Source organism: Dickeya aquatica, assembly GCF_900095885.1.
GTDB classification, from domain to species: domain Bacteria; phylum Pseudomonadota; class Gammaproteobacteria; order Enterobacterales; family Enterobacteriaceae; genus Dickeya; species Dickeya aquatica.
Genome location: NZ_LT615367.1, coordinates 62733 through 87528 on the forward strand (window position 1 = coordinate 62733; position 24796 = coordinate 87528).

Consider the following 24796-nt stretch of genomic DNA (forward strand, 5'->3'; position numbering starts at 1 on the left):
GTCAAAAAAAAGTCATATTTTGCTTTTCCCGTTTCAGCTTGTCGCCGATAATGCGCCGCGTTCATGACCACTACATGGCCTAACACTTATGCTACATTTATTTGCCGGGCTTGATTTCCACACCGGTCTGATGCTGGTACTTGCCCTGCTTTTCGTTCTGTTCTATGAAGCCATTAATGGCTTTCACGATACCGCCAACGCGGTAGCCACCGTTATTTATACCCGTGCGATGCGTGCCCAACTGGCGGTTGTCATGGCGGGGGTATTTAATTTTCTCGGTGTGCTGCTGGGGGGCAGTGTCGCTTATGCCATCGTACACTTGTTGCCGACCGACCTGCTGCTGAATGTCAGTTCAGCTCACGGGCTGGCAATGGTGTTTTCCATGCTGCTGGCGGCAATTATCTGGAACCTGGGCACCTGGTATTTCGGCTTACCGGCTTCCAGTTCCCATACCTTGATTGGTTCGATTATCGGTATTGGTCTTACCAATGCGCTGATGACCCATACCTCGGTGGTGGATGCGCTTAATCTGCCCAAAGTTATCAGTATTTTTCTCTCGCTGCTGGTGTCTCCTGTGGTTGGGATGATCATGGCCGGGCTGGCGGTGTATTTGCTGCGCCGTTACTGGAGCGGCAATAAAAAACGCCAGCGCGTGCACCTGACGCCTGCTGAACGTGAAAAGCAGGACGGCAAACGCAAGCCGCCTTTCTGGACACGTACTGCGCTGATCCTCTCGGCGGTGGGGGTGAGCTTCTCTCACGGCGCTAACGACGGCCAGAAGGGAATTGGCCTCATCATGCTGGTGTTGATTGGTGTCGCGCCTGCCGGGTTTATGCTCAACATGAATGCTTCTGGCTATGATATTAGCCGCACGCGTGATGCCGTGGTCAATTTGCAGACATATTATCAATCCCATAGTGCTTCGCTGGCGCATGTGATTGATTTGTCTCAGCCGACCATTCCTGCCCCGGAAGCGGTGATCCCGTCTACCGGGAATAAGCCGGATTTCCACTGCGATACCTCACGCGCGATGATAGCGATCGACAGGGCCTTGGTGTTGTTAAACAACGTTAAACACTATGAGGAACTGCCCGCGGACGATCGCGCCCGGGCTCGCCGGTTGCTGATGTGCATTTCCGATACGCTGGATAAAGTGGCGAAGCTGCCAGAAACGTCGGCAGATGACAAACGCCTGCTGAATAACTTGCGCAGCGATCTGCTCTATACCGTGGAGTACGCGCCGATTTGGATTATTGTGGCGGTGGCGCTGGCGTTATCACTGGGCACCATGGTCGGCTGGAAACGCGTTGCCGTGACTATCGGTGAGAAAATTGGCAAAAAGGGCATGACATACGCCCAGGGTGTATCGGCGCAGATGACCGCGGCGGTATCGATTGGTATTGCCAGTTATACCGGTATGCCGGTTTCCACCACCCATGTGCTTTCCTCTGCGGTGGCGGGCACCATGATTGTTGATGGCGGCGGCGTGCAGAGTAAGACGGTGAAAAGCATTCTGCTGGCCTGGGTGTTTACCCTGCCGGTATCGATGCTGATGTCGGGGATTCTCTATTGGCTGGCGCTGAAACTGGTTTAACGGTTTTCGCGTGAGTCTCGTGAAAAAGCGACCGTGAGGTCGCTTTTTTTATGTCTGGCCCTTTCCCCTCAACCTTAACGGGGAAGCATTACCATCATGACCCGCACCGGGTGGGACAACCCTGTGTTGTCGCCCGTATTCAATGCCAGATGGTTAACGCAATGAGGCTGATAACCACCAGGCCGCATAACGCTGAGGTTAAAATAAACTGACCGCGTACCCGCGCGCAGCGGCGGATAAAGGCCGGGTCATGGTGGTCAAGGTAACGTTGTGCGTAGATATAGCGCACCAGCCGCAACTGCTTGCTGGGCTGACCGTGTGAGGTGAAAAACCCCCCGCCATCCACATACTGATAGAGCAGTGGATCACAGTCTCTTAATATCAGCAACAGCACACGCAGTGAGGAGTAATATCGCGCCATATTGATTACACAGACAACACATAAAGCCCAGAAAAGCGCAATTGTACTTATCATCATGCTCCCCTCCCGGATTATGACCCATCAGATGGTTTCATGTGTCGGCTTTTGCTAACACCCTATCTGTGGGGGGTTATGCCACAGGTTATTGATGCGATGGGCAGCCAGCCTGGCGAGTCGCCCTATTTTTGCGTTACCTCTTTTCCCTGCCTGGAGGTGGGTTTATTGCCCCCTTCAATTTCATTGTAGAAGAGCCAGGCGTTTTTTTTCCACCCCCCTGCACACGCTTCATAAAAATGCTAAACATCACGATTTCTTTTGAAGCGACATCGGTTTTACCGGGGGAGTGCAATGAACTTTCCAGCGACACGGCTACACTGTAAAGCACGGTCGGGATGTTGCGCCTCTATGAACCTTATCGGCGTAATTGGCGAGGGCTTCAGGGGCACCGGCCGCCTGCCTTCGCACAACCGTTACAAAATATGTAGCGTTGTGATCTGCTGAACATAACCCCGCAAAGTGCGGGTGCTATGCTTAATTCATCGCTACAGATTATCGAACTGGCAGGAGACATAATCTGCTTACCCATCAGGTAGTCATTAAGGAAGGAGCTTATCATGGCTTATAAACACATCCTTATCGCGGTTGATCTGTCACCGGAAAGTAAAGTGTTAGTGGAAAAAGCGGTATCGATGGCGCGCCCCTATGATGCCAAGGTTTCTTTGATCCATGTTGACGTGAATTACTCCGATCTTTATACCGGGCTTATTGATGTCAATCTGGGTGATATGCAGCAGCGGATTTCCGAAGAAACCCAGAATGCATTGAAAACCCTTGCCGATAATGCGGGTTATCCGATTACTCAAACCCTGAGCGGTAGCGGTGATTTAGGGCAAGTGCTGGTGGATGCTATCCGCAAATATGAAGTTGATTTGGTGCTGTGCGGTCATCATCAGGACTTCTGGAGCAAGTTGATGTCCTCTGCTCGTCAGCTTATCAACACCGTACACATCGATATGCTGATTGTGCCACTGCGCGATGAAGAGGAATAAGCCGTACAACGCAGGGTAACGGGCTAAAAAGCATCAGAAGTCAGAGACAAGAGGCATAGCCATTGGCTATGCCTCTTTACATGGACACCGGAATTTTTGCATGGACACCGGAATTAGTGCACCCGGAACACCTGTACCAATTCGGCCAACTGCCGCGCCTGCTCCTCAAGTGAGGCGGCCGCTGCGGTTGCCTGCTGAACCAGCGCGGCGTTTTGTTGAGTGACGCCATCCATTTCATGCACTGCCTGCGTCACCTGGCTGATGCCCTTGGATTGTTCATCCGAGGCGGCGACGATTTCGCTCATGATGTCGTTAACCGATGTGACCGCCGATAACATATCGCGCATGGTTTTACCGGCATTTTCCACCATGCTGACCCCCTGGCCTACGCGTTCGGCGGATTCGCCTATCAGGGCGGTGATGTCTTTGACCGCGTTGGCGCTGCGCTGCGCCAGGCTACGCACTTCTCCGGCGACGACGGCAAAACCGCGCCCCTGTTCGCCTGCGCGCGCCGCTTCAACCGCTGCGTTGAGCGCCAGAATATTGGTCTGAAATGCGATACTGCTGATGATGCTGGTTATCTCGCTGATCTTCTTTGAGCTGTCATCAATACTGCTCATGACGTTCACAACCTGACTGACGATTTCGTCACCGCGCTGGGCAATATGCGCGGCATTTTGCGTCAGACGGGTGGCGCTGTGCGCGTTATCCGCGTTCTGTTTCACCGTGGCGGTTATCTGCTCCATGCTGGCCGCCGTCTCTTCCAGCGCAGAGGCCTGTTGCTCGGTGCGGGAGGCTAAATCGACATTGCCTGCCGAGATTTCAGCCGCGCCATGGCTAACGGACTCACTGGTGCTCATGAGTTGCTCAACAATACTGCGTAGCTGCTGTTGCATCTCGGACATGGCGTAGAAGATGCTATGGGTGTCGCCCGGCGGCACGACAATGTGCTGCGTTAAATCACCCTGTGCGACCGCCAGCGCGATTTTTGCCGCTGCGATGGGCTCACCGCCGACCGGTCGCAGCACTTTACGGGTAAAAATCAGAGCAATAACCCCGGATACCACCAAAATGCTGATAAGCGTCATGATAATGCCGATATAACGCAGCCTGACCAGCGGAGCGAGGATGACCTCTTGCGGCACCGTGACGCCCAGCATCCACGGCGTGCCGGTATTGCCGATGCTAATCGGCAGGTAGGCATTCATCATCTCTTTTTGGGTGAACGAACTCATTCGCGTGGAAGTAAACGGCGTACCTGACTGAATGCTCTCCAGCAGTTTGGGGTCGCCTTCCAGTTTTTTGGTAATGCGTCCGGCGTCGGGGTGGGCGATGTAATTACCGCTGGCAGAAAACATCATGGCATAACCGGCACCACCGAACGGTTTGATCTCATTGACCATTTTTTGCAGCGTCGCCAGCGAAAAGTCGGCGGTGACGGAGCCATAGAATTTACCGTCAATCATGATTGGCACGGCAATCGACGTCAGCAGCACATCGACCCCGTTATAGGGATAGCTGTAGGGCTCAAGAATCACCTCTTTTTGCAGCTTGCGAGGCAACAGGTAGTAATCACCGCTACCGGGTGTTTCGTAATCGGTCAGGTTATGCAGGGCGACCTGGCCATTGTTATCGCGATCGACATAGCGCACGAAGCGGCCTTTCGGGTCTTGCTCTGGCAGGCTGGCGAACTGTGCGTCTTTGCCGTCAAATGTATTGGGCTCAAAAGCCAGTGACATGGAGAGAAGCTCCGGGTGACTTTTGAGCGCATTCTTCAGGATTTGCTCTGCGGTGGCGCGATCCGGCGTGCCGGATTCCCGCAGGCTGATAACGCTTTGCGCCAGACTGCGGGCGGCTAACAGCGCGGTGTCAATGCGGTTTTGCACAGAATAGGTGCTGGCTGTCGCCGTTTGCTCCAGGATATCTTGTACGCTGGCTTTATGTTGCTGACCGGATTGCCACAGTAAAAAACCAATCGTAATAGCAAACCCCAGAGTGATGATGAGGACGGTGGTGACGAGCACCAGCGCCCGTGTAGACAGGGCGTTTTTCCCTGCTGGTTTGTCAAGGGTACTGACGGATGCAATCTCAGAGGATGTATAGGAAACCAATGGGTTAGGCATAGCAGCGCTCCACTGTACAACTTCATTAATGAATTAAATAAAAATAACAGCGGTAGTAAATACAGCCAGATACAGACGGTTATTTTTTTACTGTATTCAAAATTACCATCGACCGTAGCGTAAGTTTCTTTAATCACATGCAGATGACACGTCAGTGGATTTTCTGGTTTTATGCGGTTTAATCGCGTTAGGATAGCCGCGTTTAGTCAGATCATTGGGGAATTTCATGGCGATAAAATTGATTGCGATTGATATGGATGGCACGTTACTGACGCCGGAGAATCGCATTTCACCGGCGGTCAAACAGGCGGTGGCTGCCGCGCGTGAGAAAGGCGTTTATGTCGCATTAGCCACGGGGCGACCGTTTATCGGCGTTGAGCGTTACCTGCGCGAACTCCAGTTACAGCACGAAGGGCATTATTGCATTACAAACAACGGCGCACTGGTTCAGCGCACCAGTGATGGCGAGTGCGTGGCGCAAACCACATTGAGTTTTGATGATTATCGTTACTTTGAGGCGTTATCGCGCGAGTTGGGTGTGCATCTGCATGCGCTTGATTTCAACTATCTGTATACCGCCAATAAAGATATCAGTGCCTATACCGTGCATGAGGCGCATTTGACCGGAATGCCGCTTAAATACCGCACGGTTGAGGAAATGGATAGTCAACTTCGTTTCCCAAAAGTGATGATGATAGATGAACCGCAGCGCCTGGATGCGGCGATTGCCGGTATTCCGCAGGCGGATTTCTCACGTTATACCATCATGAAAAGCGCGCCTTTTTATCTGGAAATTCTGGATAAGCGCGTCAATAAGGGCGAAGGGGTAAAAATGTTGGCGCAGCACCTTGGCCTTGAGCGCGATGAAGTGATGGCGTTGGGCGATCAGGAAAATGATTTGGCGATGATCGAATTTGCCGGGCTGGGTGTGGCGATGGGTAACGCGATTGAATCTGTTAAAGCCATCAGCCAGTTTGTCACCCGTGATAACAGCGAGGACGGCGTCGCCTACGCGATAGAGAAGTTTGTGTTGAACGTTTGACCAGCGGAGGCCAAACGTTCAAGTGGGCGGTGGCTCAGTCGTTAAAAAACGTCTGTTTGATGGCAAGCTCCACGCCGCGCACTTCAGCCAGCCCTTTTAACCGACCAATGGCCGAGTAACCCGGGTTGGTCTTTTTCTTCAGGTCATCAAGCATCTGGTGGCCATGGTCGGGGCGCATCGGAATGGCACGGTTATTGCCCTGCTGACGGCGACGATGCTCTTCGGCCAGAATCGCTTTGACCACTTTTACCATGTCCACATCGCCATTCAGATGGGCGGCTTCGTGGAAACTTTTCGGGTTAGCTTCGCGACAAGTCGCGCGCAGATGGGTGAAGTGAATACGATCGGCAAAGGTTTCAATCATTTTCACCAGGTCGTTATCCGCCCGCACACCGTAAGAGCCGGTACACATGGTAAAGCCGTTATGGATGCTGTCTACGGTCTCTTTTAACCACTGCATATCTTCAAGGGTGGAGACGATACGCGGCAGGCCAAGAATCGGGCGCGGCGGGTCATCCGGGTGAACCGCCAGCACGATGCCGGCCTCTTCTGCCACCGGCACAATGGCGCGCAGGAATTCCGCCATGTGTTCGCGCAGTGTGGCCTTGTCGATGCCATCGTACTGCGCTAACTGGGCGCGGAATTGCTCGACGGTGTACCCCTCTTCAGCGCCGGGTAAGCCTGCAATGATGTTGCGCGTCAGTTTCTCTTTTTCAGCCTCCGTCATGGCGGCAAAACACGCGGCTGCCTGACGCTGTTCATCATCACTGTATTCGCTCAGTGCGCCGGGGCGTTGCAGAATGTGCAGCTCAAAAGCGGCAAACGCGATGTAATCAAAACGCAGGGCGCGTGAGCCGTCGGGCAGCGGATATTCCAGATCGGTACGCGTCCAGTCCAGTACCGGCATGAAGTTGTAGCACACGGTATCAATACCGCAGGTGCCGAGATTGCGCAGAGATTGCTGATAGTTAGCAATATAACGGCGGTAATCACCGGTCTGGGTTTTAATGGATTCGTGCACCGGCACGCTTTCCACGACCGACCAGACTAGCCCTTTCTCTGCCAGCAACGCCTGGCGCTGCTTAATCTCTTCGATGCTCCATACCTCACCGTTCGGGATATGGTGCAGGGCGGTGACAATACCGGTTGCGCCTGCCTGGCGCGCGTCATCCAGTGAAACTGGATCATTAGGGCCATACCAGCGCCAGGTGTGTTCCATAGCGTCGCTCCTTAAAGCGGTTGCGTAAGTGAAAACCACGACATTAAAACGACAGAGTGAGGGACACACGTCAGTATGCCCTCATGGTCTGGTGGTCAGGCCACCAGACCGCATAACTATTCACTACCTGTAGCTAATTTTCTGTGATCTGAATCACTAATTGAGGGTGGTACATGAACGGGGCAACACATTACCAGTATGAATCGGGCGGCTTGGCGGGGTTATCACGCTCAGTACCATGACCCCTTGCCCACCTGATGGGCGCTGCCCATCGCGGCATTCGCGGTGGAGGCCGCAGAGTGCGCTTGATACTGATTATAGGCCGTGTCTTTGAATACGAGGGCCTGAGTGGTATGGAAGTGCAGTTATTTTTATATATGATTTTTTTACTCGATGAGGTGTGATTTTTATATTTGATTTGTATCAATCAGAAATAGAGTTCTTATAATCTTACCTGTCGCCGTCAGGCATTCTTGAAAGAATATTATGAACGATATAATGCATTTCTCTTCTTGTGCTAAAAACAATGCCAGCTCAAGCCTGAATAAGGGTGTGACTAATTTACTCAATGCTTCATTGCAGAGCGACTTCCACCGGGAAGTGCGACATTATCTCATGCGCTACCCCGAGACAAAACATGTTGATATTTATCTGAATGACGTTAATGGTATTTTCAGAGGTAAAAGAATATCGGTTGACGCTCTGCTGGCTGTCGCAAATGGATGTTATTTCCCTCAATCAATCTATGCCATGAATGGTGATGGTCATGTTGTCTGTCATGATCCCGTTTTTTCCGATGAACCAGATAGATTATGCCTGCCGGTTATAGGTACATTGCGCCCCTGCGCATATGGCTCGAAAGATAATGCACAGCTTCTTTTATCCATGAGAGATGCCAAAGGTGATTTATATTCTCTTGAGCCAAGAGCAATTCTTGAAAAAATCGTGGGGAAGTTACAGCGTTATGGTTTCTACCCTGTCATTGCCCCGGAAATTGAGTTTTATTTAATCGATAAACAGAGCCCGGCAAGGCCCCAATTAGGTTGCTTTCATATGGCGGTGCCCTCCAGACATGGGCCATTTATCGAGAAACTGGAAAATATTGCTGAAGAACAGCACATTGCGCTCGCCGGGATCGTGAGTGAAGCAGAGCCAGGGCAGTATGAGCTCAATTTGCCTCACTCTCACCATGTTGTTGATATCTGTGAGCGAGTATTAGCATTACGCCGGCTTACCGGTATCGTGGCGAGTGAGTTTGGGTATCAAGCAAATTTTATGGCCAAACCTTTTTCACACGTTTCAGGAAGTGGCCTGCATTTTCATATTAGCTTGAATGATGCTCAGGGGAATAATGTTTTTAATTCTCAAAATAATAAATTAAATACCATTATGAAACGCGGTATTGCCGGGTTGTTAAATATGATGCCTGCGTCAATGGCGATCGTTGCTCCGCATGTAAACTCTTTCAGGCGAATACGTAAAAACTTAAATGAGCCTATTTTTAACTCGTGGGGATATAATAATCGACGTGCCGCGCTACGTATTCCGTGCTCTGACAGTAATAGCCGTCGTATCGAATATCGGCTGGCGGGGGCCGATGCAAACCCTTATTTAGTGATGGCAACGATCCTTAGCGGAATTCTCTATGGGCTGGAAAATATGCCAGAGGACTCACTGAATGAGGCGATGATGGTAATTCCTGATTTGCCTTTATTTCAGCAACACGCGATTGAGGTATTTGAGCAAAATTCTTACCTGACAAAAAGCCTGGGAGATGAATTTTCTCGCCAGTGGGTCTGCTGTAAGCGTTCTGAGCTTGATGCCTTTGAAAGAAAAGTCACACAGGAAGAAAGCGCGATGTTCTTTGAAAACTGATGCGATACGCCCTATACGATGATGGCAGAGGCCCGCAGGGACGGAGCATGAGGAAGAGATGCCACCGTTAGCTATGGTAAGCTGCGCGTTGTGATTTTATCGCTTCTCGTGGAAAACGGCTGACAGGGGCCTGAGGGGATATGGTGCTACCCACACTAAAAGTTGAGCGGTTATATCGGCAAATCTCTAATTTGTTGATTAGCTGCATTAAAAACGGGCAGTTTGCTGCCGGGCAGTTGCTGCCCTCAGAGCGTGAGCTGGCAAAACAGCTGGGCGTCAGTCGCTCATCAATTCGTGAGGCGTTGATTGCGCTGGAGATAACCGGTTGGGTGGAGATTCGCACCGGTAATGGGATTTACGTTAACGACCCGCTGCCCGATGTGCCTGGTGCCGCGCTGCCGGAAGACGAGTTCAGCCTGCGGGCATTTATTCAGGCGCGTCAGGTGTATGAGTCAATGATGGCTGAACTGGCGGCGGTGCATGCCACGGACGAGCAACGCGCAGCGCTCTCCGAGCTTGCTCAGGCATTGAGTCAACTGCACGTTAACGATGCGCAGTTTCTGCATGAAGATAAACGCTTTCATCTGTTGATTAGCGAAATGTCTGGCAATGAGGTATTGCAGGACATGATGGAATACCTGTGGAACAAGCGCCAGAGTAGCCGGTTTATGCGGCTGGAAACGCTCTATGCCGACCCCGATATTCCCCACATTATGAATCAGGATCATACCGAGATAGCCGCCGCCATTTTAGCGCGCGATCCGGCGCGGGCGCGCCAGAGTATGATGCAGCATCTGCAACATGTTTATGATCATTTGTTTAGCGATGACGACGCCGCCAATTAAGCCTCGCCCGGAAATAAAAACACCCCGGGGGGACACAGGCACCGGGGTTGAGGGTCATGCTGTTATGCGCGGTTATTTGTAGATAACGGCGTTGCCGTGCAGGGTATCGTCGCCGCCAGCGTAGGTGATGGTATAAGCAGACGCGCCTGCTGCACGGGCTTTCTCTGCCAGTTTATCCTGCAACGTGCTCAGGCTGTTGGCAGTCGCGGACACCGCGCCGATTTTTTCCAGCTGCTGTGCCTGCGCGTAGTTAACACTCTGCGCGGCGAATGAACCAAATGACAGGGTGGTCAGTACAGCGGCGATCGCCAGGGTTTTGACGTTTTTCATCTCTCTTTCCTTTTTCGATAATCGTGTTGAAAGGCGTTTGTCCTTTCGATGACGCCAAGGTTACGCCTCACAGACCTGCGTGGAAAACGGAGGTTGTTGACGATATCTTTCTATTTTTTTGATGGAAAATACAGTCAGGGTTTGCAATCAATACAATGATTTTTATTGGTTTTGTTGTTTTTTGTGGGTTTTTTTATGATATGCCGGGTTAAGTAATTAAGGTGGTAAATTTGTGACAAATGAAGACAGGCAGGTAACATTTGATGCTTCATCACATCAGTTAACCAATATAAATATCTGGACATGTGACGGCAAGTGGTTGATTTACGATGTTCGCCCTCACGGTTCTTCATTCACTGGCTTGACGATTGAACGGGTGCAGGTGGATACCGGCCAGCGTGAAGTGATTTACCGTGCCACACAAGGTGCCCACGTCGGTGTGGCGACAGGTAGCCCAACCTTGCCGCAGCGCTATGTATTTATTCATGGCCCGGAACAACCTGATGAGCACTGGCAATATGATTTCCACCATCGCCGTGGCGTGGTGGTTGCGGATGAGAACCGCACGCGGGCAACGACGCTGGATGCCTGCGTGTTGACGCCCCCTTATCTTGCCGGTGCGTTGCGCGGCGGCAGCCATGTGCATGTTTTCAGCGCTGATGGCAGCCGACTCAGTTTTACCTATAACGACCATGTGCTGCACGCGCGCGATCCCGCGCTGGATTTGCGCAATGTCGGGGTCGCCGTGCCGTTACATCCGGTCGTCGCTCCGCACCGCCATCCCCGCGAGCATGATGGTAGCCACTTTTGCGTTTTGGTCAGCGAGACAACGCCTCACCCTCGCCCCGGCAGCGATGAGATTAACCGCGCTTACGAAGAGGGGTGGGTTGGCAATCAAGGCTACTTACGTGCGGATGGTCAACGTCAACGCTGGGCGCTGGCTTTTATCGGCGACACCTGCTCGGCGCGCGGGGAGCGGGTGGCAGACGTGTTTATTGTTGATTTACCCGAACAAATGCAGGCTTATGCCGTTTCTGGTGTGCATCCCTTGGGTGGCAGTGACAGCGCCTTGCCTGCGCCACCGGCAGGTGTACGCCAACGCCGCCTGACGTTCACCGCCGATAGACCTTATCCGGGGCTGGTGAATCAGCCTCGTCACTGGTTACGTGCTTCGCCGGATGGCGGCGAAATCGCGTTTTTAATGAAAGATGATAACGCCGTGGTGCAACTGTGGACGGTGTCGCCAAATGGCGGCGCGCCACGGCAGGTCACGCACGCAGACTGGCCGATACAGTCTGCGTTTAGCTGGCATCCAGACGGGCAGTACCTGGCGTTTATCTGTGATAACAGCGTGATGGTGTGCGAAGTTGCGACCGGTCGCCTGATTCGCCAGACCGTGCGTAGCGACATGCCGCCAGAAGGCGATGCCGTGGTGTTTTCACCTGATGGCCGACGTATTGCCTATCTACGCAATATCGGGGGCGTGAATCAGATTTTCGTGGTGACGCTGGCCGTTTAGCCGGAGCGGCTTTTCTTTGCGCCTGCCACGTCAGGGGCTGTGATTCCCTGTCAGTGGCTGGCCGTGTTGGGCGTGACCGGTATTTGAGTCGGTAAGATAGGCGGGTTGGGCTGTTTGCGGCGTTCATACTCCTCAAGCCTGTCACGCGCCGAGGTGCTGTGCTGGTCGCTGTGGCTGCGGTAGGCATCATAAGGCAGCAACAGGGTATCGAGCGTGGCGGAAAACGGCACATCCAGCACCACCATCGGCATCATCGCCCAACTGGTGTTGTCATCTTTTAGCGTGGCGACGCTCGCCTTTGTACCGGAGTAGTAACCCTGTTCACCACCGGAGTGGGTCATTACGCTTGAGCAACCGCCACACGTCACCAACATTCCCCCGCATAGAATGAATGATAGTGAGGTCTTTTTCAGTATGGTCATCATGTTACCTTGAGAAAGCGTCCCGGTTACGTGGTTGACGGCGGTGTTCTCGCACAGCGAATTCGCCAAGCGTTTCACATGTTTTAGCAAAATGTGCTCGCTGTCCAGTAGCAACGTGTGATTCTGCCCAATGTGCGGAAAGAATCAGAAATTTTTGTTAGCGCTGTTGAAAAACGCCGAGCCGACACCAGATAGATAACAGACCCGCAGAGATACGCCGACAGGGTATCGCGTCGTGAGGCAAACCCGATGTTTGACTCATGCTGTTGTGGTCAGGAGCCCGTCCGTTAAGGAGGGCAATCATGGTGAGACCTCGCTGCACGTTAGGAGGCAGTTTATGCGTAACCCCGATTTTTCCCCGCTGTACCGTTCTGCAATTGGTTTTGACCGCCTGTTTAATCTGCTGGAAGCCGGCCAGAGCCAGGGTAATGGCGGATATCCTCCTTATAACGTTGAATTGGTTGATGAAAACCAATACCGCATTGCCATTGCCGTTGCCGGGTTTGCCGAGAATGAGCTGGAAATCACGGCTCACGACAATATGTTGATTGTCAAAGGTGCGCACAGCGGCGAAGCCAGCGTGCGTAATTATCTCTATCAGGGCATTGCCGAGCGCAATTTCGAACGCAAGTTTCAACTGGCCGAACACATTCAAATTAAAGGGGCCAATCTGGAAAACGGGCTGCTGTTTATCGATTTGCAGCGGATCATTCCAGAAACCCTCAAACCGCGCCGTATCGAAATCAAATAACCGCAGGCCTCTTTTCAGGCTTTGATGTTTGACGTGCAACCGGGCCGATAGCCGGGTTGCCTGGGTATCCGTTCGCCATTTGGGAACGCTTCGGCCCTGGCCGAAAACCGTTATCTCGCTTCACAGAAGGAGTTTCTATCATGCGTAATTACGATTTATCCCCGCTGTTGCGTCAGTGGATTGGTTTTGACAAGCTTGCCAGCAGTATGGGGAGTCAGGAAGCGGTTGAGTTTCCGCCCTACAACATCGAGAAAATCGATGACAACCACTACCGTATTACGCTGGCGCTGGCCGGGTTTCGCCAGCCGGAGCTGGACATTGAGGTAGAAGGTCAGCGCCTGACCGTTAAAGGCACCCCGGAACTGGCAGAGAAAAAAGCGCAGTACCTGCATCAGGGGCTGGTGTTTAAACCCTTTTCACTGAGCTTTACGCTGGCAGAACACCTGCATGTGTCGCAGGCGCAGTTCCAGCATGGTTTGTTGCATATTGATCTGGTGCGTGAGGTGCCGCTGGCGCTGCAACCACAGCGCATCGCCATTGGCCGCCAGCCAGAAGAGGCCAATAACGCACCGTCATAATGTGTAAAACAGCGCCTGTGCCAGTGATATGGCCGGGCGCGGTTTGTTAACATGTCGCGTGACCACGGCAGCGATAAGCCAGCAGCGAAATCGTGCTCTCATTAGGGTGATTTGATAAGTCACCGGGTGATTATCGAATTGACCGTGGCGCATTTTCTGATGGATGAACCGCTATTTTGCAGCCATATCGGTCGGTTCAGCTCACGATCAAGACGATATGATAATGATTATTTCTTAAAGCTCATTGTACTCACCTCGCTATACTCAAATATTATTTAATACCCGCCGAAGTTATGTAATAAATAATGTAATTAACATACTTTATCTTTAATGAATAATTATGTGCTTTGTGGTTAATTGTATGTTCGTTAAATGTTATTTGCAGGCATTAAGTTGATGGTGGAAGATTTTCTGAAATGCTGTTTTCTTTTTGAAAGGTAAATTATTAAACCTGTTTAGTAATTAAAATAACAATGATGCGTTTTGTTTTTATAATACTATTCCTTCGTTGATTACTTCACTTGATTTTGATGGGACGAGAAAAGCACCCTAGTCACTTTATTTTCTCGTCTTTTTTTTACTGTTGATGTTTTTATTATTAATTTTACTGAAGCTGCACCCGCTGTTTTTGCGATGATGAGATGAAGAAATAAAATAGATCCCCCACTCACGACACGGGCCCTCCGGTAAATAAGGCTGATTTCGTTTTAATCTTGAGTGGTGTTGGTATGTCTGCAAATAATGGCAGGTTAGTGAAGCTTTTTATTATCCTTGGTATTGCCGTTCTATTCTGGTTTATTCCCGTTCCTGAAGGAGTCAATGCTTCAGCATGGCATTTGTTGGCCATATTTGTGGCAACAGTGATTGGCCTGATCCTTTCTCCTTACCCTCTTGGTGCTATCGCCATTTTCAGTATTACCGCCGTGGCCGCGCTGGGCTTGCTGCCCGTAAAAGAGGTGCTGGTCGGATTTAGCGACCCGACTATCTGGATGATTGCCTGTGCGTTCTTCATTTCGCGCAGTTTTATCAAAAGCGGTTTTGGCCGCCGTATTGGCTTTTTGTTTATCAGCAAATTGGGTAACAGCAGTCTTGGGCTGGCCTACGGCCTGGTGTTTACCGACCTGCTGTTTTCACCGGCGATGCCGTCTACGTCGGCGCGCTGTGGCGGCATTATTACACCGCTGTTTCGCTCGATTGCCGAAGCCTATGGCTCCACCCCGGAACAAGGCACCGAGCGCCGTATCGGGGCCTTTCTGGTGCAGACGATTTTTCAGTGTAACGCCATCACCTCCGCGATGTTTATGACCTCAATGGCGGGCAACCCGCTCATCAGCAAACTGGCAACCCAGTTCGGCGTGCATCTTAGCTGGACGGAATGGGCGCTGGCGACGCTGGTGCCGGGCGTATTGTCGCTGCTGGTTATTCCGCTGGTGTTGTATCGTTTTTATCCCCCTGAACTGAAGAAAACCCCGGAAATGCGCGAGCTGGCTAAAGTCCGTTTGCAGGAAATGGGGCCAATGAGCCGCAACGAGTGGATTGTGCTGGCGGTATTCCTCGGCCTGGTGGTGTTCTGGGTGTTGGGTGCATCGCTGAACATTGATGCCACGCTGACGGCACTGGGCGGTTTGAGCGTGTTGCTGTTGACCCGCGCGCTGAGCTGGGAAGATGTCACCGGTGAGAAAGAAGCCTGGCATACCGTGGTGTGGTTTGCCGTGTTGATGATGCTGGCGACACAGCTCAATAAAATGGGGCTCATCGCCTGGCTTGGCGGCATGGCCGGCCATGCCGTTACCGGGATGCACTGGCTGCCGATGATTGGTCTGCTGCTGCTGGTCTACTACTACAGCCACTACTTTATGGCCAGTGCTGTGGCGCACATTAGCGCCATGTATGCCATCTTTGTTTCTATCGCCATCGCCGCCGGTGCACCGCCGGTATTAACCGTTCTGGCGTTCGCCGCATTCAGTAACCTGTTTATGGCAACGACCCATTACTCCGGCGGCCCGGCCCCGATTATGTTTGGCTGTGGTTATTTGCCATTAGGCACCTGGTGGCGGATAGGTTTTCTGGTGGGTCTGGTGGTCATCCCTATCTGGCTGGGTATTGGTAGCCTGTGGTGGAAGATTTTGGGGATGTGGTAACGTCCGCTGCTGTAACAACGCCGCCGCCTGTAGAAGGGCGGCGGCGTTGTTATTAGCGGGTGGGAAATGGCGCAGAAACCGCATGAACAGGTTAAGATAACAGGATAGATGATGCGTATTGCGGAGCATGACATGGGGAAGAAAAAAACGCCGCTGAAGCTTGGCACCTCGATAATCCTGATGGTATCGGCGGTGATAGGCTCGGTGTTACTGGTGGTGTATGCACTGCTGTTTTTTCGCATTACCGAATTAACCGAAAGCCACCTGAAAGACAAAGCGTTTGCCATTGCCCGCACCGTTGCCAATTCACCTATCGTGATTGACGATCTCAAAGGACTCGGCAATCCGGCGCTGATTCAGCGTTTCTCCGAAGAGGTGAAAAGCCGCAATCACCTGCTGTTTGTGATTGTGACGGACATGGGCGGTATCCGCCATTCCCACCCGGAGCCGGGGCAAATCGGCCGCCACTTTATCGGGGATGACCTGTATCCGGCGTTGCTGGGGCTTGAGAATACGGCGGTAAATCGCGGGGTGCTGGACCCGGCATTACGCGCGTTCACGCCGGTGTTTGATGAAAATAATCAGCAGGTTGGCGTGGTTGTCGTCGGCATCTCATTGACCAGCGTCCAGTCGGTTATCGATGAAAACCGCTGGATAATCCCCTGGACTATCTTGTTTGGCGCGTTGGTCGGGCTGCTGGGGACGTACTTCCTGGTCAAAGCCCTTAAACGCATCATGCTGGGCTTTGAGCCGTTCGAAATTTCCAACTTGTTTGAGCAGCGCAACGCCATGCTTAAACAGATCAAAGAGGGGGTGATCGCGGTTGATACTAACCTGCGTGTCACCATCATCAATGATGAGGCGCGGCGGGTGTTCAGCCAGCATGGTTCTGGTGAAACGCTGGCCGCAGGTAGCACGTTACGCCGCTGGCCTGCGCTGATGAACCTGGAGAAGGTGCTGGAGTCCGGGTTGCCGCGTCAGGATGAAGAGATCAATTTCAACGGCAACCTGTTGCTGATTAACACGGTGCCGGTGGTGGTCAAGGGCGATATTATCGGCGCGATTGCGACCTTCCGTGATAAAACCGAAGTCAGTCAGCTCCTTCAGCGCCTGACCGGGATGTCTTACTACGCCGATGCGCTGCGCGCCCAGTCTCACGAGTTCATGAATAAGCTGCATGTGATCCTCGGTATGTTGCATTTGAAATACTATCCACAGCTTGAAGAGTATATTTTAAAAACCGCCAATAATTATCAGGCGGAGATTGGCTCGATTATCCGCAAAGTGAAATCTCCGGTGATTGCCGGGTTCCTGTTAGGTAAAATCAATCGGGCGCGGGATTTAGGGGTCACGCTGTCTGTCAGTGAAGACAGCCTGTTACCCGATACCGACGATGCCCGTGCCACCAATGAATTGATCACCGTGCTGGGCAACCTGATCGAAAATGCCATGGATGCGCTCTCCGGCCTGGAGAATCGTGAAATTACCGTCACCTTTCACCATCAGGACGGGCATCTGCATTGTACGGTCAGTGATGATGGGCCGGGCATTGCGCCGGAGATCCAGCAGCGCATCTATCAGGAAGGCTTTTCCACCAAAGGTGCCGGACGGGGCATCGGGTTGTATCTCACCCGACAGAGCCTTGAGAAAATTGGCGGCACTATTGATTTTGAATCCGAACCGGACGTTTACACCCAGTTTTTTGTGAATATCCCGTATCAGGCAAGGCAGTTTGACCATGATTAAGGCAATTTGACCATGATAAATGTACTGATCGTTGATGACGACGCTATGGTAGCGGAGTTGAATAAGTGTTATCTGAATCAGATTTCCGGGTTTAGCTGCTATGCGACCGTGCCAACGCTACAGCAGGCACGAAATCTGTTAATGCAGCCAGACTGTGCTATCGATTTGGTGTTGCTGGATATTTATATGCAGCAGGATAATGGCCTCGATTTGCTGCCGACCATCCGTGAATTCAGTGAACACACGGATGTCATCATCATTTCATCTGCCAGCGATGTCTATACCATCAAAAAGGCGCTGCATTATGGCGTGGTGGATTACCTGATTAAACCGTTCCAGTTTGCTCGTTTTGAGCAGGCGCTGACCGCCTATCGTGAAGAAGCTAATTTGCTCAAGCACCGTGAGTTTGTCGCGCAATCGGACATCGATAATCTCATCCGCCGCACCAGCGGTACGCCGACTGTCGAGCGTAAGAAACTGCCGAAAGGCTTAACCAGCCTGACATTGCGCACGGTTTGCGAGTGGATTGAAGGTAATCAGGGCGCTGAGTTTTCCACTGAGATGTTAGCCAATGCGATTGGTATTTCCCGCGTATCTTGCCGCAAATACCTTATCTATCTGGCGGATACCGGCATTCTTGATACCAATATTCTCTACGGCTCGACAGGTCGCCCGGTTTATCTCTATCGGTTACTGCCGGAAAAACAGGACGCCCTGCGCCAGTATTGCGAATAACATCGATACATAACCAGCCACGATTACCGTGGCTTGTTTATCCGACGCAATGAAATGAAAAAGGCCACGGAATCCGTGGCCTTGTCGCATTAACTCCGCTGAAGAATTACACCAGCCAGCCCAGCAGCAGGGTAGCGGCAATCACGGTGGACGCACCGCCGATGCGGGTGGCGATTTGCGCGAACGGCATCAGCGACATACGGTTAGAGGCAGAAAGAATGGCCACATCGCCCGTACCGCCCAGACCACTGTGGCAACTGGTGACGATAGAGGCTTCAACCGGGTACATTTTCAGGTATGGAGCGATAAAGAAGCTTATCAGCGCCATCGAGAGCACCACCGAGCCACACACCACCACATAGCCGACAGAGAACACGGCGACAACGCTTTCCAGCGGGACATACAGCATGCCAAGGCCAATCATCAGCGGCCAAACCAGTGAGCTGGAAACAAATTTGTAGAAGCTGTTCGCGCCGGTTTCCATGCTGGCGGGAATGACGCGGCCATACTTACACAGCACGGCGATCAGTATCATCAGTACCGGGCCGGGAATGTGCAGCACTTTCTCAAACAGCCCGCCGACGATAAAAAAGGTACAGATCAGCAGCAGACCGCCGCCCATCAGGTGGAAATCCACCGTTTTGGGTGCGTCTTTCACCGCAAACAGCGCACTGTCATCGGCGTTACGTACCAGATTGCCATTACCATTCAGATCACTGCGCCAGATACCGATACGCGCCAGTACGCCGGCACAGATGATGGCGAAGATATTACCGACAACGGCAGCAGGCGCGAGCTGGGCGACGTAGACATCCGGCGTCTGGCCGAGAATCGACGAGTAAGCCAGCGACAGCGGCAGAATGCCTTCGCCGATACCACCGCCGATGATAGGAACGATGATGAAGAAGAAGGTGTGGTAGAAGCTATAACCAAACACTTTACCGACCAGCAGACCGGTAATCACGGCGGTCGCCGTACCGATGACCAGTGGGATAAACATGCGAATCATCCCCTGAATCAGGATGACGCGGTTCATACCCAGAATACTGCCGACCACCAGGCTTGCGATAACGAAGTAAAGGAAGTTGGCGTCTTTCATCAACAGCTTGACGGTATCCAGCGTGTTGGCGTTAAACAAATGGAAGTAAACCAGTACCGACGGCACCATCAGGCAAAGAATGGCTGGCCCGCCGACTTCTTTTAGCACAGGAATACGTTGACCAATATAGGCCAGTAAAAAACCCATCGTCATAATCACCGCGAACCCGCCAATCATATTTTTAGGCAGATAACTGGCGTAAGACGCAATAAAGACAATAGCAGAGATAACGAGGAAAAGAATAAACGGCACAGACCCGATACGGGTTTTGTTAATATTCTCCAGTAAACCTGATGGTGCGGCTGTAAGCGTATTGTCGCTCAGTATTTCAGTTTCAATGTTTTTCATTATATTCACCCTGTTGTAGCGGCATAGGACAGAGGATAAGGCTTGCTCTGCAAGGCGTGGAAACGTTTTGTTAAAGTGCGGCGCACAATAACCATCAGTCACACCATCAAAATAAACAGGCGATGTTATTATTATGACGATATATTCTTTAGGTAATCTAGCATAGGCAAATGTTAAAAATAATAGGCATTCGCTACAAACATGAAAGAGTTGTGAACTGCGCTCCAATTCGCTTTTAAGTAATTTAATTAGTCGTTTTGTAATTAAAATTTGTTTGCGGAGTAAATAGTGAAGGGTTTTCTGATAAAGAAATAATTTTGAAAGCAGATAAGCGACGTAATAGTTGAAAAATATCATGTCGTGACGAAAATAAAAATAAATTTTTAAAAGTTACATAAATAAAAACCCCGGCGTAAAAATATCAAAAACCGCCGGTGACGGGCATGAAAAAGCTGTATCACATAGCGCTTTGCGTGTAGCGTCGCAGAACGGCCCTTGACCCTGTGCGTGGCGGTTTATCGACTCAGCAGGCGATGTGGTGGCTGGCAGTCATGATGAATGAAGGCGATGCTCGTCAGGTCGGCATTCCCGCTGTGCGATAAAGTTTTTTTATATTGCGCAAATAGTTGGTGCATGTTCACACCGATGATAGGAATACATCACTCCTGGCGTCGTTTTGTCAGTATTTTCACCTGTATTTAACCTTTTTAACACGCTTTATTGTGCACTAATTCACCATTCGAGAGGATTTTCCTATGAGTTATTGTGTGGTGATAATTATTGGTGTGTGCGGTTTTTCTGGTTTTACCTGTTGATTTTTTGTTTTTATGTGGATTTAGTCACCAAAAATTGCCGATATTAGGCTAACTTTATACCTTGGTGATCCTGTGGTTTCTGTTTGTAAATCCTAACAGGCGATATTGACGCGATTGTGATCTGTTGACACATTGTGGGCGTCACAAGGAGGAGAGCGGCAGAGTACCCGGAATCATGATGATTGATCCGACAGGGCTGGCGGGGTTTCCTGCTTGTCCCGCATTGTTGTCTCTCCCTGTTTACTCTCGTGTTCGTTTTTGGGCTTCCCAGGACTGACACAGAAAAGAAGACGTACAGACCACCGCGATAAACAAGGGTCGCGATAATCTCCGGCGCGATAGCGGTTGCGATCACCTCACTTCGCGAGCACAACAACGGGTCTGACTCACACACAACATCCACAATGGAGTTCATGTAATGGCTAAATCCCTGATGAAATCAAGGGTGATGAAATTCAGCCTTGGTCTTCTGGCGCTATCTGTTGCCGCCGGTGTACAGGCAAAAACCCTGGTGTATTGTTCAGAAGGTTCTCCTGAAGGCTTCAACCCGCAGCTGTTCACCTCTGGTACCACCTTTGATGCCAGCTCCATTCCAATTTATAACCGGCTGGTCGAGTTCAAAAACGGCACCACCGAAATCGAACCGGGTCTGGCTGAGAAGTGGGATATCAGTGCTGACGGTAAAACTTACACCTTCCATTTGCGCAAAGATGTGAAGTGGCAGGACAGTAAAGATTTTAAACCGAGCCGCAACCTCAATGCCGATGACGTGCTGTTCTCTTTCCAGCGTCAGCTGGATGCCAACCACCCGTTCCACAAAGTCTCCGGCGGTAGCTACGAGTACTTTGAAGGCATGGGCATGAATGAACTGATCAGCAAAATCGAGAAAGTGGATGACAACACAGTCCGCTTCCAACTGACCCGTGCCGAAGCGCCGTTCCTGGCTGACCTGGCGATGGATTTCGCCTCGATTCTGTCTGCTGAATATGGCGACAAGGTACTGAAAGCCGGTACGCCGGAGAAAATTGACCTTGACCCTATCGGCACCGGGCCGTTCCAGTTACAGCAATACCAGAAAGACTCCCGTATTCTCTACAAACGCTTTGATAGCTTCTGGGGCACGAAACCGAGCATTGACCGCCTGGTCTTCTCCATCACCCCGGACGCCTCGGTGCGTTATGCCAAGCTGCAAAAAGACGAATGCCAGATTATGCCGTACCCGAACCCGGCCGATCTCGCCAGCATGAAGCAGGACAAGAACATTGAACTGCTGCAAAAGCCAGGTCTGAACGTGGGCTATCTGTCGTTCAACGTTGAGAAAAAACCGCTGGATAACGTGAAAATCCGTCAGGCGCTGACCTATGCGGTGAACAAGCAGGCCATCATTGATGCGGTCTATCAGGGGGCCGGTCAGGCTGCGAAGAACCTGATCCCGCCAACCATGTGGGGTTATAACGATGACGTGAAAGATTACGCCTATGACCCTGCCAAAGCCAAAGCACTGCTCAAAGAAGCGGGTGTGGAAAACGGTTTTGAGATTGATCTGTGGGCGATGCCGGTACAGCGTCCGTACAACCCGAATGCGCGCCGTATGGCCGAGATGATCCAGGCTGACTGGGCCAAAGTCGGCGTGAAAGCCAAAATCGTGACCTACGAGTGGGGTGAGTATCTCAAACGTGCCAAAGCCGGTGAACACCAGACGGTGCTGATGGGCTGGACTGGCGACAACGGGGACCCGGACAACTTCCTGGCGACGCTGTTTAGCTGCGATGCGGCGAAAAAAGGCTCCAACTACTCCAAATGGTGTTACAAGCCGTTTGAAGACTTGATTCAGCCAGCGCGTTCCGTATCCGATCAGGCCAAGCGTATTGAGCTGTACAAGCAGTCTCAGGTAGTGATGCACGATCAGGCTCCGGCGCTGATTGTTGCCCACTCCACCGTGTATGAACCGATTCGTAAAAACGTGAAAGGCTATGTTATCGAGCCACGCGGTGTGCATAACTTTAATCACGTATCCGTAGAGTAATCATCCATATACGTTATATTCACGGGCGATAGCTGTGCTATCGCCCCTGCTGTTTCTATCGGGGAATAGCGGGGAGGCTTCGGCGTCCGTTTTTTCAGTGAGCCATGTCAGGCTCGGCGGCGAGACCGCTGGGCCCTTTATCTCTAATAAGAGAACGCACAGAGAGTTCGGGATATGTTGCAGTTCATACTCCGGCGTTTGGGGCTGGTTATCCCAACGTTTATCGGTATTACCCTACTGACTTTCGCTTTCGTGCACATGATCCCCGGTGACCCGGTAATGATCATGGCAGGGGAGCGCGGTATTTCTCCAGAGCGCCATGCGCAGTTAATGGCAGAGCTTGGGCTTAACAAGCCGTTGTGGGAGCAATACCTGCATTACATTTATGGCGTGCTGCACGGTGATTTAGGCATGTCACTGAAAAGCCGGATACCGGTGTTGGACGAGTTCGTACCGCGCTTTAAAGCCACGCTGGAACTGGGTGTTTGCGCGATGATTTTCGCGGTGATCATCGGTATTCCGGTCGGGGTGCTGGCGGCGGTCAAACGCGGTTCCGTGTTCGATCATACCGCTGTCAGTGTGGCGCTGACCGGTTACTCCATGCCGATTTTCTGGTGGGGCATGATGCTTATCATGCTGGTTTCCGTGCAACTGAACTTGACGCCGGTGTCCGGGCGCGTTGGCGATACGGTGTTTTTAGATGATGCCCTGCCGCTGACCGGCTTTATGCTGATCGATACCCTAATCTGGGGCGCGGACGGTGACTTCAAGGATGCGGTAATGCACATGGTGCTGCCCGCGGTGGTGCTGGGCACCATTCCGCTGGCGGTGATTGTGCGTATGACGCGCTCGGCAATGCTGGAAGTGTTGGGTGAGGATTATATCCGTACTGCCCGTGCCAAAGGATTAAGCCGCCTGCGGGTGATTGTGGTACATGCGCTACGCAACGCCATGCTGCCGGTGGTGACGGTGATTGGCTTGCAGGTGGGCACCATGCTCGCTGGCGCGATCCTGACGGAAACCATTTTCTCCTGGCCGGGGCTCGGGCGCTGGCTGATTGATGCGCTGCAACGCCGTGACTATCCGGTGGTGCAAGGGGGGGTATTGCTGGTTGCCACCATGATAATTCTGGTGAACCTGCTGGTAGACCTGACATACGGCGTGGTGAACCCGCGTATCCGGCATAAGAAATAACAGGAGGCGCAGAATGACGCAAATCACGCAACCCGCAGCACAAACGGCTGCGCCAGCGCCGATGACCCCGCTTCAGGAGTTCTGGCACTATTTCAAACGCAACAAAGGGGCCGTCGTCGGCCTGGTTTACATTGTTTTGATGCTGATCGTGGCTGTCGGGGCCAGTGTGCTGGCTCCCCATGCGCCTGCCGAACAGTTCCGTGAGGCGCTGTTAAAGCCGCCGGTCTGGCAGGAAGGCGGCAGCTGGCAGTTTATTCTTGGCACCGATGATGTCGGGCGCGATGTGCTGTCACGCCTGATGTACGGCGCACGCCTGTCGTTACTGGTCGGCTGCCTGGTGGTACTGATGTCACTGGTGCTGGGCATTGTGTTCGGGCTGGTAGCCGGTTACTTCGGCGGTTCGATAGATGCTGGCATCATGCGGCTGGTGGATATCATGCTGGCGTTGCCGAGCCTGCTGCTGGCGCTGGTGCTGGTGGCGATTTTCGGCCCCTCCATTTTCAACGCCTCACTGGCGCTGACCTTCGTGTCATTGCCGCACTATGTGCGCCTGACCCGCGCGGCGGTGCTGATGGAGGTCAACCGTGATTATGTGACCGCATCACGCGTGGCGGGCGCAGGGGCGCTGCGCCAGATGTTTATCAACATTTTTCCCAACTGCCTGGCACCGCTGATTGTGCAGGCATCGATGGGCTTTTCCAATGCCATTCTCGATATGGCTGCGCTTGGGTTCCTCGGCATGGGTGCACAGCCACCTACACCGGAATGGGGCACCATGCTCTCCGACGTGCTGCAATTTGCGCAGAGCGCCTGGTGGGTGGTGACGTTCCCCGGACTGGCGATTTTGCTGACGGTATTGGCATTTAACCTGATGGGGGACGGCCTGCGTGATGCTCTCGACCCCAAACTCAAGCAGTGACAGCG

General features: G+C 52.1%; 20 protein-coding genes. 14 read left to right on the top strand and 6 right to left on the bottom strand.

What is annotated here, in order from left to right; genetic code table 11:
- The first annotated feature begins 88 nt into the window (after positions 1 to 88).
- Positions 89 to 1594 (top strand): inorganic phosphate transporter PitA, encoded by a 1506-nt coding sequence (pitA, locus tag DAQ1742_RS00280; protein ID WP_180706200.1) that lies wholly within the window; start codon positions 89 to 91, stop codon positions 1592 to 1594.
- A 139-nt stretch (positions 1595 to 1733) separates the two neighbouring features.
- On the opposite strand, the gene uspB is transcribed toward pitA, so the two are convergent.
- Positions 1734 to 2069, bottom strand: coding sequence for a universal stress protein UspB (gene uspB / locus DAQ1742_RS00285; protein WP_035345215.1), 336 nt, complete (start codon positions 2067 to 2069; stop codon positions 1734 to 1736).
- Between the two features lie 560 nt (positions 2070 to 2629).
- On the opposite strand from uspB, the gene uspA reads away from it, so the two are divergent.
- On the top strand, positions 2630 to 3064 hold the full coding sequence (gene uspA / locus DAQ1742_RS00290; RefSeq protein ID WP_035345213.1) for a universal stress protein UspA: 435 nt from the start codon (positions 2630 to 2632) through the stop codon (positions 3062 to 3064).
- 113 nt (positions 3065 to 3177) lie between these two features.
- On the opposite strand, the gene DAQ1742_RS00295 is transcribed toward uspA, so the two are convergent.
- Positions 3178 to 5187, bottom strand: a complete 2010-nt coding sequence (locus DAQ1742_RS00295; protein ID WP_035345211.1) for a methyl-accepting chemotaxis protein — start codon at positions 5185 to 5187, stop codon at positions 3178 to 3180.
- A gap of 226 nt (positions 5188 to 5413) precedes the next feature.
- On the opposite strand from DAQ1742_RS00295, the gene yidA reads away from it, so the two are divergent.
- The gene (yidA, locus tag DAQ1742_RS00300) at positions 5414 to 6229 is read left to right on the top strand and encodes a sugar-phosphatase (RefSeq protein WP_035345209.1); all 816 of its coding nucleotides are present in this window, start codon (positions 5414 to 5416) and stop codon (positions 6227 to 6229) included.
- Positions 6230 to 6263: 34 nt separating this feature from the next.
- Here the strand turns inward: yidA and uxuA are convergent, their stop codons facing one another.
- Complete coding sequence (gene uxuA / locus DAQ1742_RS00305; protein WP_035345208.1) at positions 6264 to 7448, bottom strand: mannonate dehydratase; 1185 nt, start codon at positions 7446 to 7448, stop codon at positions 6264 to 6266.
- Between the two features lie 486 nt (positions 7449 to 7934).
- Here uxuA and DAQ1742_RS00310 point away from each other — a divergent pair, with 486 nt between their 5' ends.
- Both DAQ1742_RS00310 and DAQ1742_RS00315 read left to right on the top strand, forming a co-directional pair.
- Complete coding sequence (locus tag DAQ1742_RS00310) at positions 7935 to 9323, top strand: glutamine synthetase family protein (RefSeq protein ID WP_035345205.1); 1389 nt, start codon at positions 7935 to 7937, stop codon at positions 9321 to 9323.
- A 140-nt stretch (positions 9324 to 9463) separates the two neighbouring features.
- Complete coding sequence (locus DAQ1742_RS00315; protein WP_035345202.1) at positions 9464 to 10168, top strand: FadR/GntR family transcriptional regulator; 705 nt, start codon at positions 9464 to 9466, stop codon at positions 10166 to 10168.
- Between the two features lie 72 nt (positions 10169 to 10240).
- Here DAQ1742_RS00315 and bhsA read toward each other — a convergent pair whose 3' ends face one another.
- Positions 10241 to 10498: a multiple stress resistance protein BhsA gene (bhsA, locus tag DAQ1742_RS00320; RefSeq protein WP_035345199.1), complete on the bottom strand. Its 258-nt coding sequence runs from the start codon at positions 10496 to 10498 to the stop codon at positions 10241 to 10243.
- A gap of 232 nt (positions 10499 to 10730) precedes the next feature.
- On the opposite strand from bhsA, the gene DAQ1742_RS00325 reads away from it, so the two are divergent.
- Positions 10731 to 12017, top strand: a complete 1287-nt coding sequence (locus DAQ1742_RS00325; protein WP_035345196.1) for a DUF3748 domain-containing protein — start codon at positions 10731 to 10733, stop codon at positions 12015 to 12017.
- A 50-nt stretch (positions 12018 to 12067) separates the two neighbouring features.
- Here the strand turns inward: DAQ1742_RS00325 and DAQ1742_RS00330 are convergent, their stop codons facing one another.
- A complete protein-coding gene (locus tag DAQ1742_RS00330) occupies positions 12068 to 12439 on the bottom strand; it encodes a YceK/YidQ family lipoprotein (protein ID WP_035346428.1) in 372 nt (123 codons plus the stop codon).
- Positions 12440 to 12776: 337 nt separating this feature from the next.
- Between DAQ1742_RS00330 and ibpA the strand changes: the two genes are divergently transcribed.
- The 5 genes from ibpA (at position 12777) to dcuR (ending at position 18390) form a co-directional block, all read left to right on the top strand.
- Complete coding sequence (gene ibpA, locus DAQ1742_RS00335; RefSeq protein WP_035345192.1) at positions 12777 to 13190, top strand: small heat shock chaperone IbpA; 414 nt, start codon at positions 12777 to 12779, stop codon at positions 13188 to 13190.
- A gap of 140 nt (positions 13191 to 13330) precedes the next feature.
- Positions 13331 to 13768, top strand: coding sequence for a small heat shock chaperone IbpB (gene ibpB, locus DAQ1742_RS00340; RefSeq protein WP_035345189.1), 438 nt, complete (start codon positions 13331 to 13333; stop codon positions 13766 to 13768).
- Positions 13769 to 14496: 728 nt separating this feature from the next.
- Positions 14497 to 15909 (top strand): anion permease, encoded by a 1413-nt coding sequence (locus DAQ1742_RS00345; RefSeq protein ID WP_035345186.1) that lies wholly within the window; start codon positions 14497 to 14499, stop codon positions 15907 to 15909.
- Between the two features lie 132 nt (positions 15910 to 16041).
- On the top strand, positions 16042 to 17655 hold the full coding sequence (locus tag DAQ1742_RS00350; RefSeq protein ID WP_035346425.1) for a sensor histidine kinase: 1614 nt from the start codon (positions 16042 to 16044) through the stop codon (positions 17653 to 17655).
- A gap of 12 nt (positions 17656 to 17667) precedes the next feature.
- Positions 17668 to 18390: a two-component system response regulator DcuR gene (gene dcuR / locus DAQ1742_RS00355; RefSeq protein WP_035345183.1), complete on the top strand. Its 723-nt coding sequence runs from the start codon at positions 17668 to 17670 to the stop codon at positions 18388 to 18390.
- Between the two features lie 106 nt (positions 18391 to 18496).
- On the opposite strand, the gene DAQ1742_RS00360 is transcribed toward dcuR, so the two are convergent.
- Positions 18497 to 19837 (bottom strand): 2-hydroxycarboxylate transporter family protein, encoded by a 1341-nt coding sequence (locus tag DAQ1742_RS00360; RefSeq protein ID WP_035345181.1) that lies wholly within the window; start codon positions 19835 to 19837, stop codon positions 18497 to 18499.
- Positions 19838 to 21070: 1233 nt separating this feature from the next.
- On the opposite strand from DAQ1742_RS00360, the gene dppA reads away from it, so the two are divergent.
- The 3 genes from dppA to dppC all read left to right on the top strand — a co-directional run bounded on the left by dppA (position 21071) and on the right by dppC (position 24791).
- Positions 21071 to 22678 (top strand): dipeptide ABC transporter periplasmic-binding protein DppA, encoded by a 1608-nt coding sequence (dppA, locus tag DAQ1742_RS00365; RefSeq protein ID WP_035345175.1) that lies wholly within the window; start codon positions 21071 to 21073, stop codon positions 22676 to 22678.
- A gap of 174 nt (positions 22679 to 22852) precedes the next feature.
- Positions 22853 to 23872 carry a dipeptide ABC transporter permease DppB gene (gene dppB, locus DAQ1742_RS00370; RefSeq protein WP_035345172.1) on the top strand — a complete coding sequence of 340 codons (1020 nt, stop codon included), beginning with the start codon at positions 22853 to 22855 and terminating at the stop codon, positions 23870 to 23872.
- Between the two features lie 13 nt (positions 23873 to 23885).
- Positions 23886 to 24791, top strand: coding sequence for a dipeptide ABC transporter permease DppC (dppC, locus tag DAQ1742_RS00375; protein ID WP_035345169.1), 906 nt, complete (start codon positions 23886 to 23888; stop codon positions 24789 to 24791).
- Positions 24792 to 24796 lie beyond the last annotated feature (5 nt).

Bases quoted from the DNA above. Each gene is read 5' to 3' on its own strand.
- DAQ1742_RS00315 (WP_035345202.1), top strand. From the start codon at position 9,464: ATGGTGCTACCCACACTAAAAGTTGAGCGGTTATATCGGCAAATCTCT.
- DAQ1742_RS00345 (WP_035345186.1), top strand. From the start codon at position 14,497: ATGTCTGCAAATAATGGCAGGTTAGTGAAGCTTTTTATTATCCTTGGT.
- dppA (WP_035345175.1), top strand. From the start codon at position 21,071: ATGGCTAAATCCCTGATGAAATCAAGGGTGATGAAATTCAGCCTTGGT.
- dcuR (WP_035345183.1), top strand. From the start codon at position 17,668: ATGATAAATGTACTGATCGTTGATGACGACGCTATGGTAGCGGAGTTG.
- DAQ1742_RS00350 (WP_035346425.1), top strand. From the start codon at position 16,042: ATGGGGAAGAAAAAAACGCCGCTGAAGCTTGGCACCTCGATAATCCTG.
- yidA (WP_035345209.1), top strand. From the start codon at position 5,414: ATGGCGATAAAATTGATTGCGATTGATATGGATGGCACGTTACTGACG.
- uxuA (WP_035345208.1), bottom strand. From the start codon at position 7,448: ATGGAACACACCTGGCGCTGGTATGGCCCTAATGATCCAGTTTCACTG.
- DAQ1742_RS00295 (WP_035345211.1), bottom strand. From the start codon at position 5,187: ATGCCTAACCCATTGGTTTCCTATACATCCTCTGAGATTGCATCCGTC.
- pitA (WP_180706200.1), top strand. From the start codon at position 89: ATGCTACATTTATTTGCCGGGCTTGATTTCCACACCGGTCTGATGCTG.
- DAQ1742_RS00360 (WP_035345181.1), bottom strand. From the start codon at position 19,837: ATGAAAAACATTGAAACTGAAATACTGAGCGACAATACGCTTACAGCC.
- uspA (WP_035345213.1), top strand. From the start codon at position 2,630: ATGGCTTATAAACACATCCTTATCGCGGTTGATCTGTCACCGGAAAGT.
- dppC (WP_035345169.1), top strand. From the start codon at position 23,886: ATGACGCAAATCACGCAACCCGCAGCACAAACGGCTGCGCCAGCGCCG.
- uspB (WP_035345215.1), bottom strand. From the start codon at position 2,069: ATGATAAGTACAATTGCGCTTTTCTGGGCTTTATGTGTTGTCTGTGTA.
- bhsA (WP_035345199.1), bottom strand. From the start codon at position 10,498: ATGAAAAACGTCAAAACCCTGGCGATCGCCGCTGTACTGACCACCCTG.
- dppB (WP_035345172.1), top strand. From the start codon at position 22,853: ATGTTGCAGTTCATACTCCGGCGTTTGGGGCTGGTTATCCCAACGTTT.
- DAQ1742_RS00310 (WP_035345205.1), top strand. From the start codon at position 7,935: ATGAACGATATAATGCATTTCTCTTCTTGTGCTAAAAACAATGCCAGC.
- DAQ1742_RS00330 (WP_035346428.1), bottom strand. From the start codon at position 12,439: ATGACCATACTGAAAAAGACCTCACTATCATTCATTCTATGCGGGGGA.
- ibpA (WP_035345192.1), top strand. From the start codon at position 12,777: ATGCGTAACCCCGATTTTTCCCCGCTGTACCGTTCTGCAATTGGTTTT.
- ibpB (WP_035345189.1), top strand. From the start codon at position 13,331: ATGCGTAATTACGATTTATCCCCGCTGTTGCGTCAGTGGATTGGTTTT.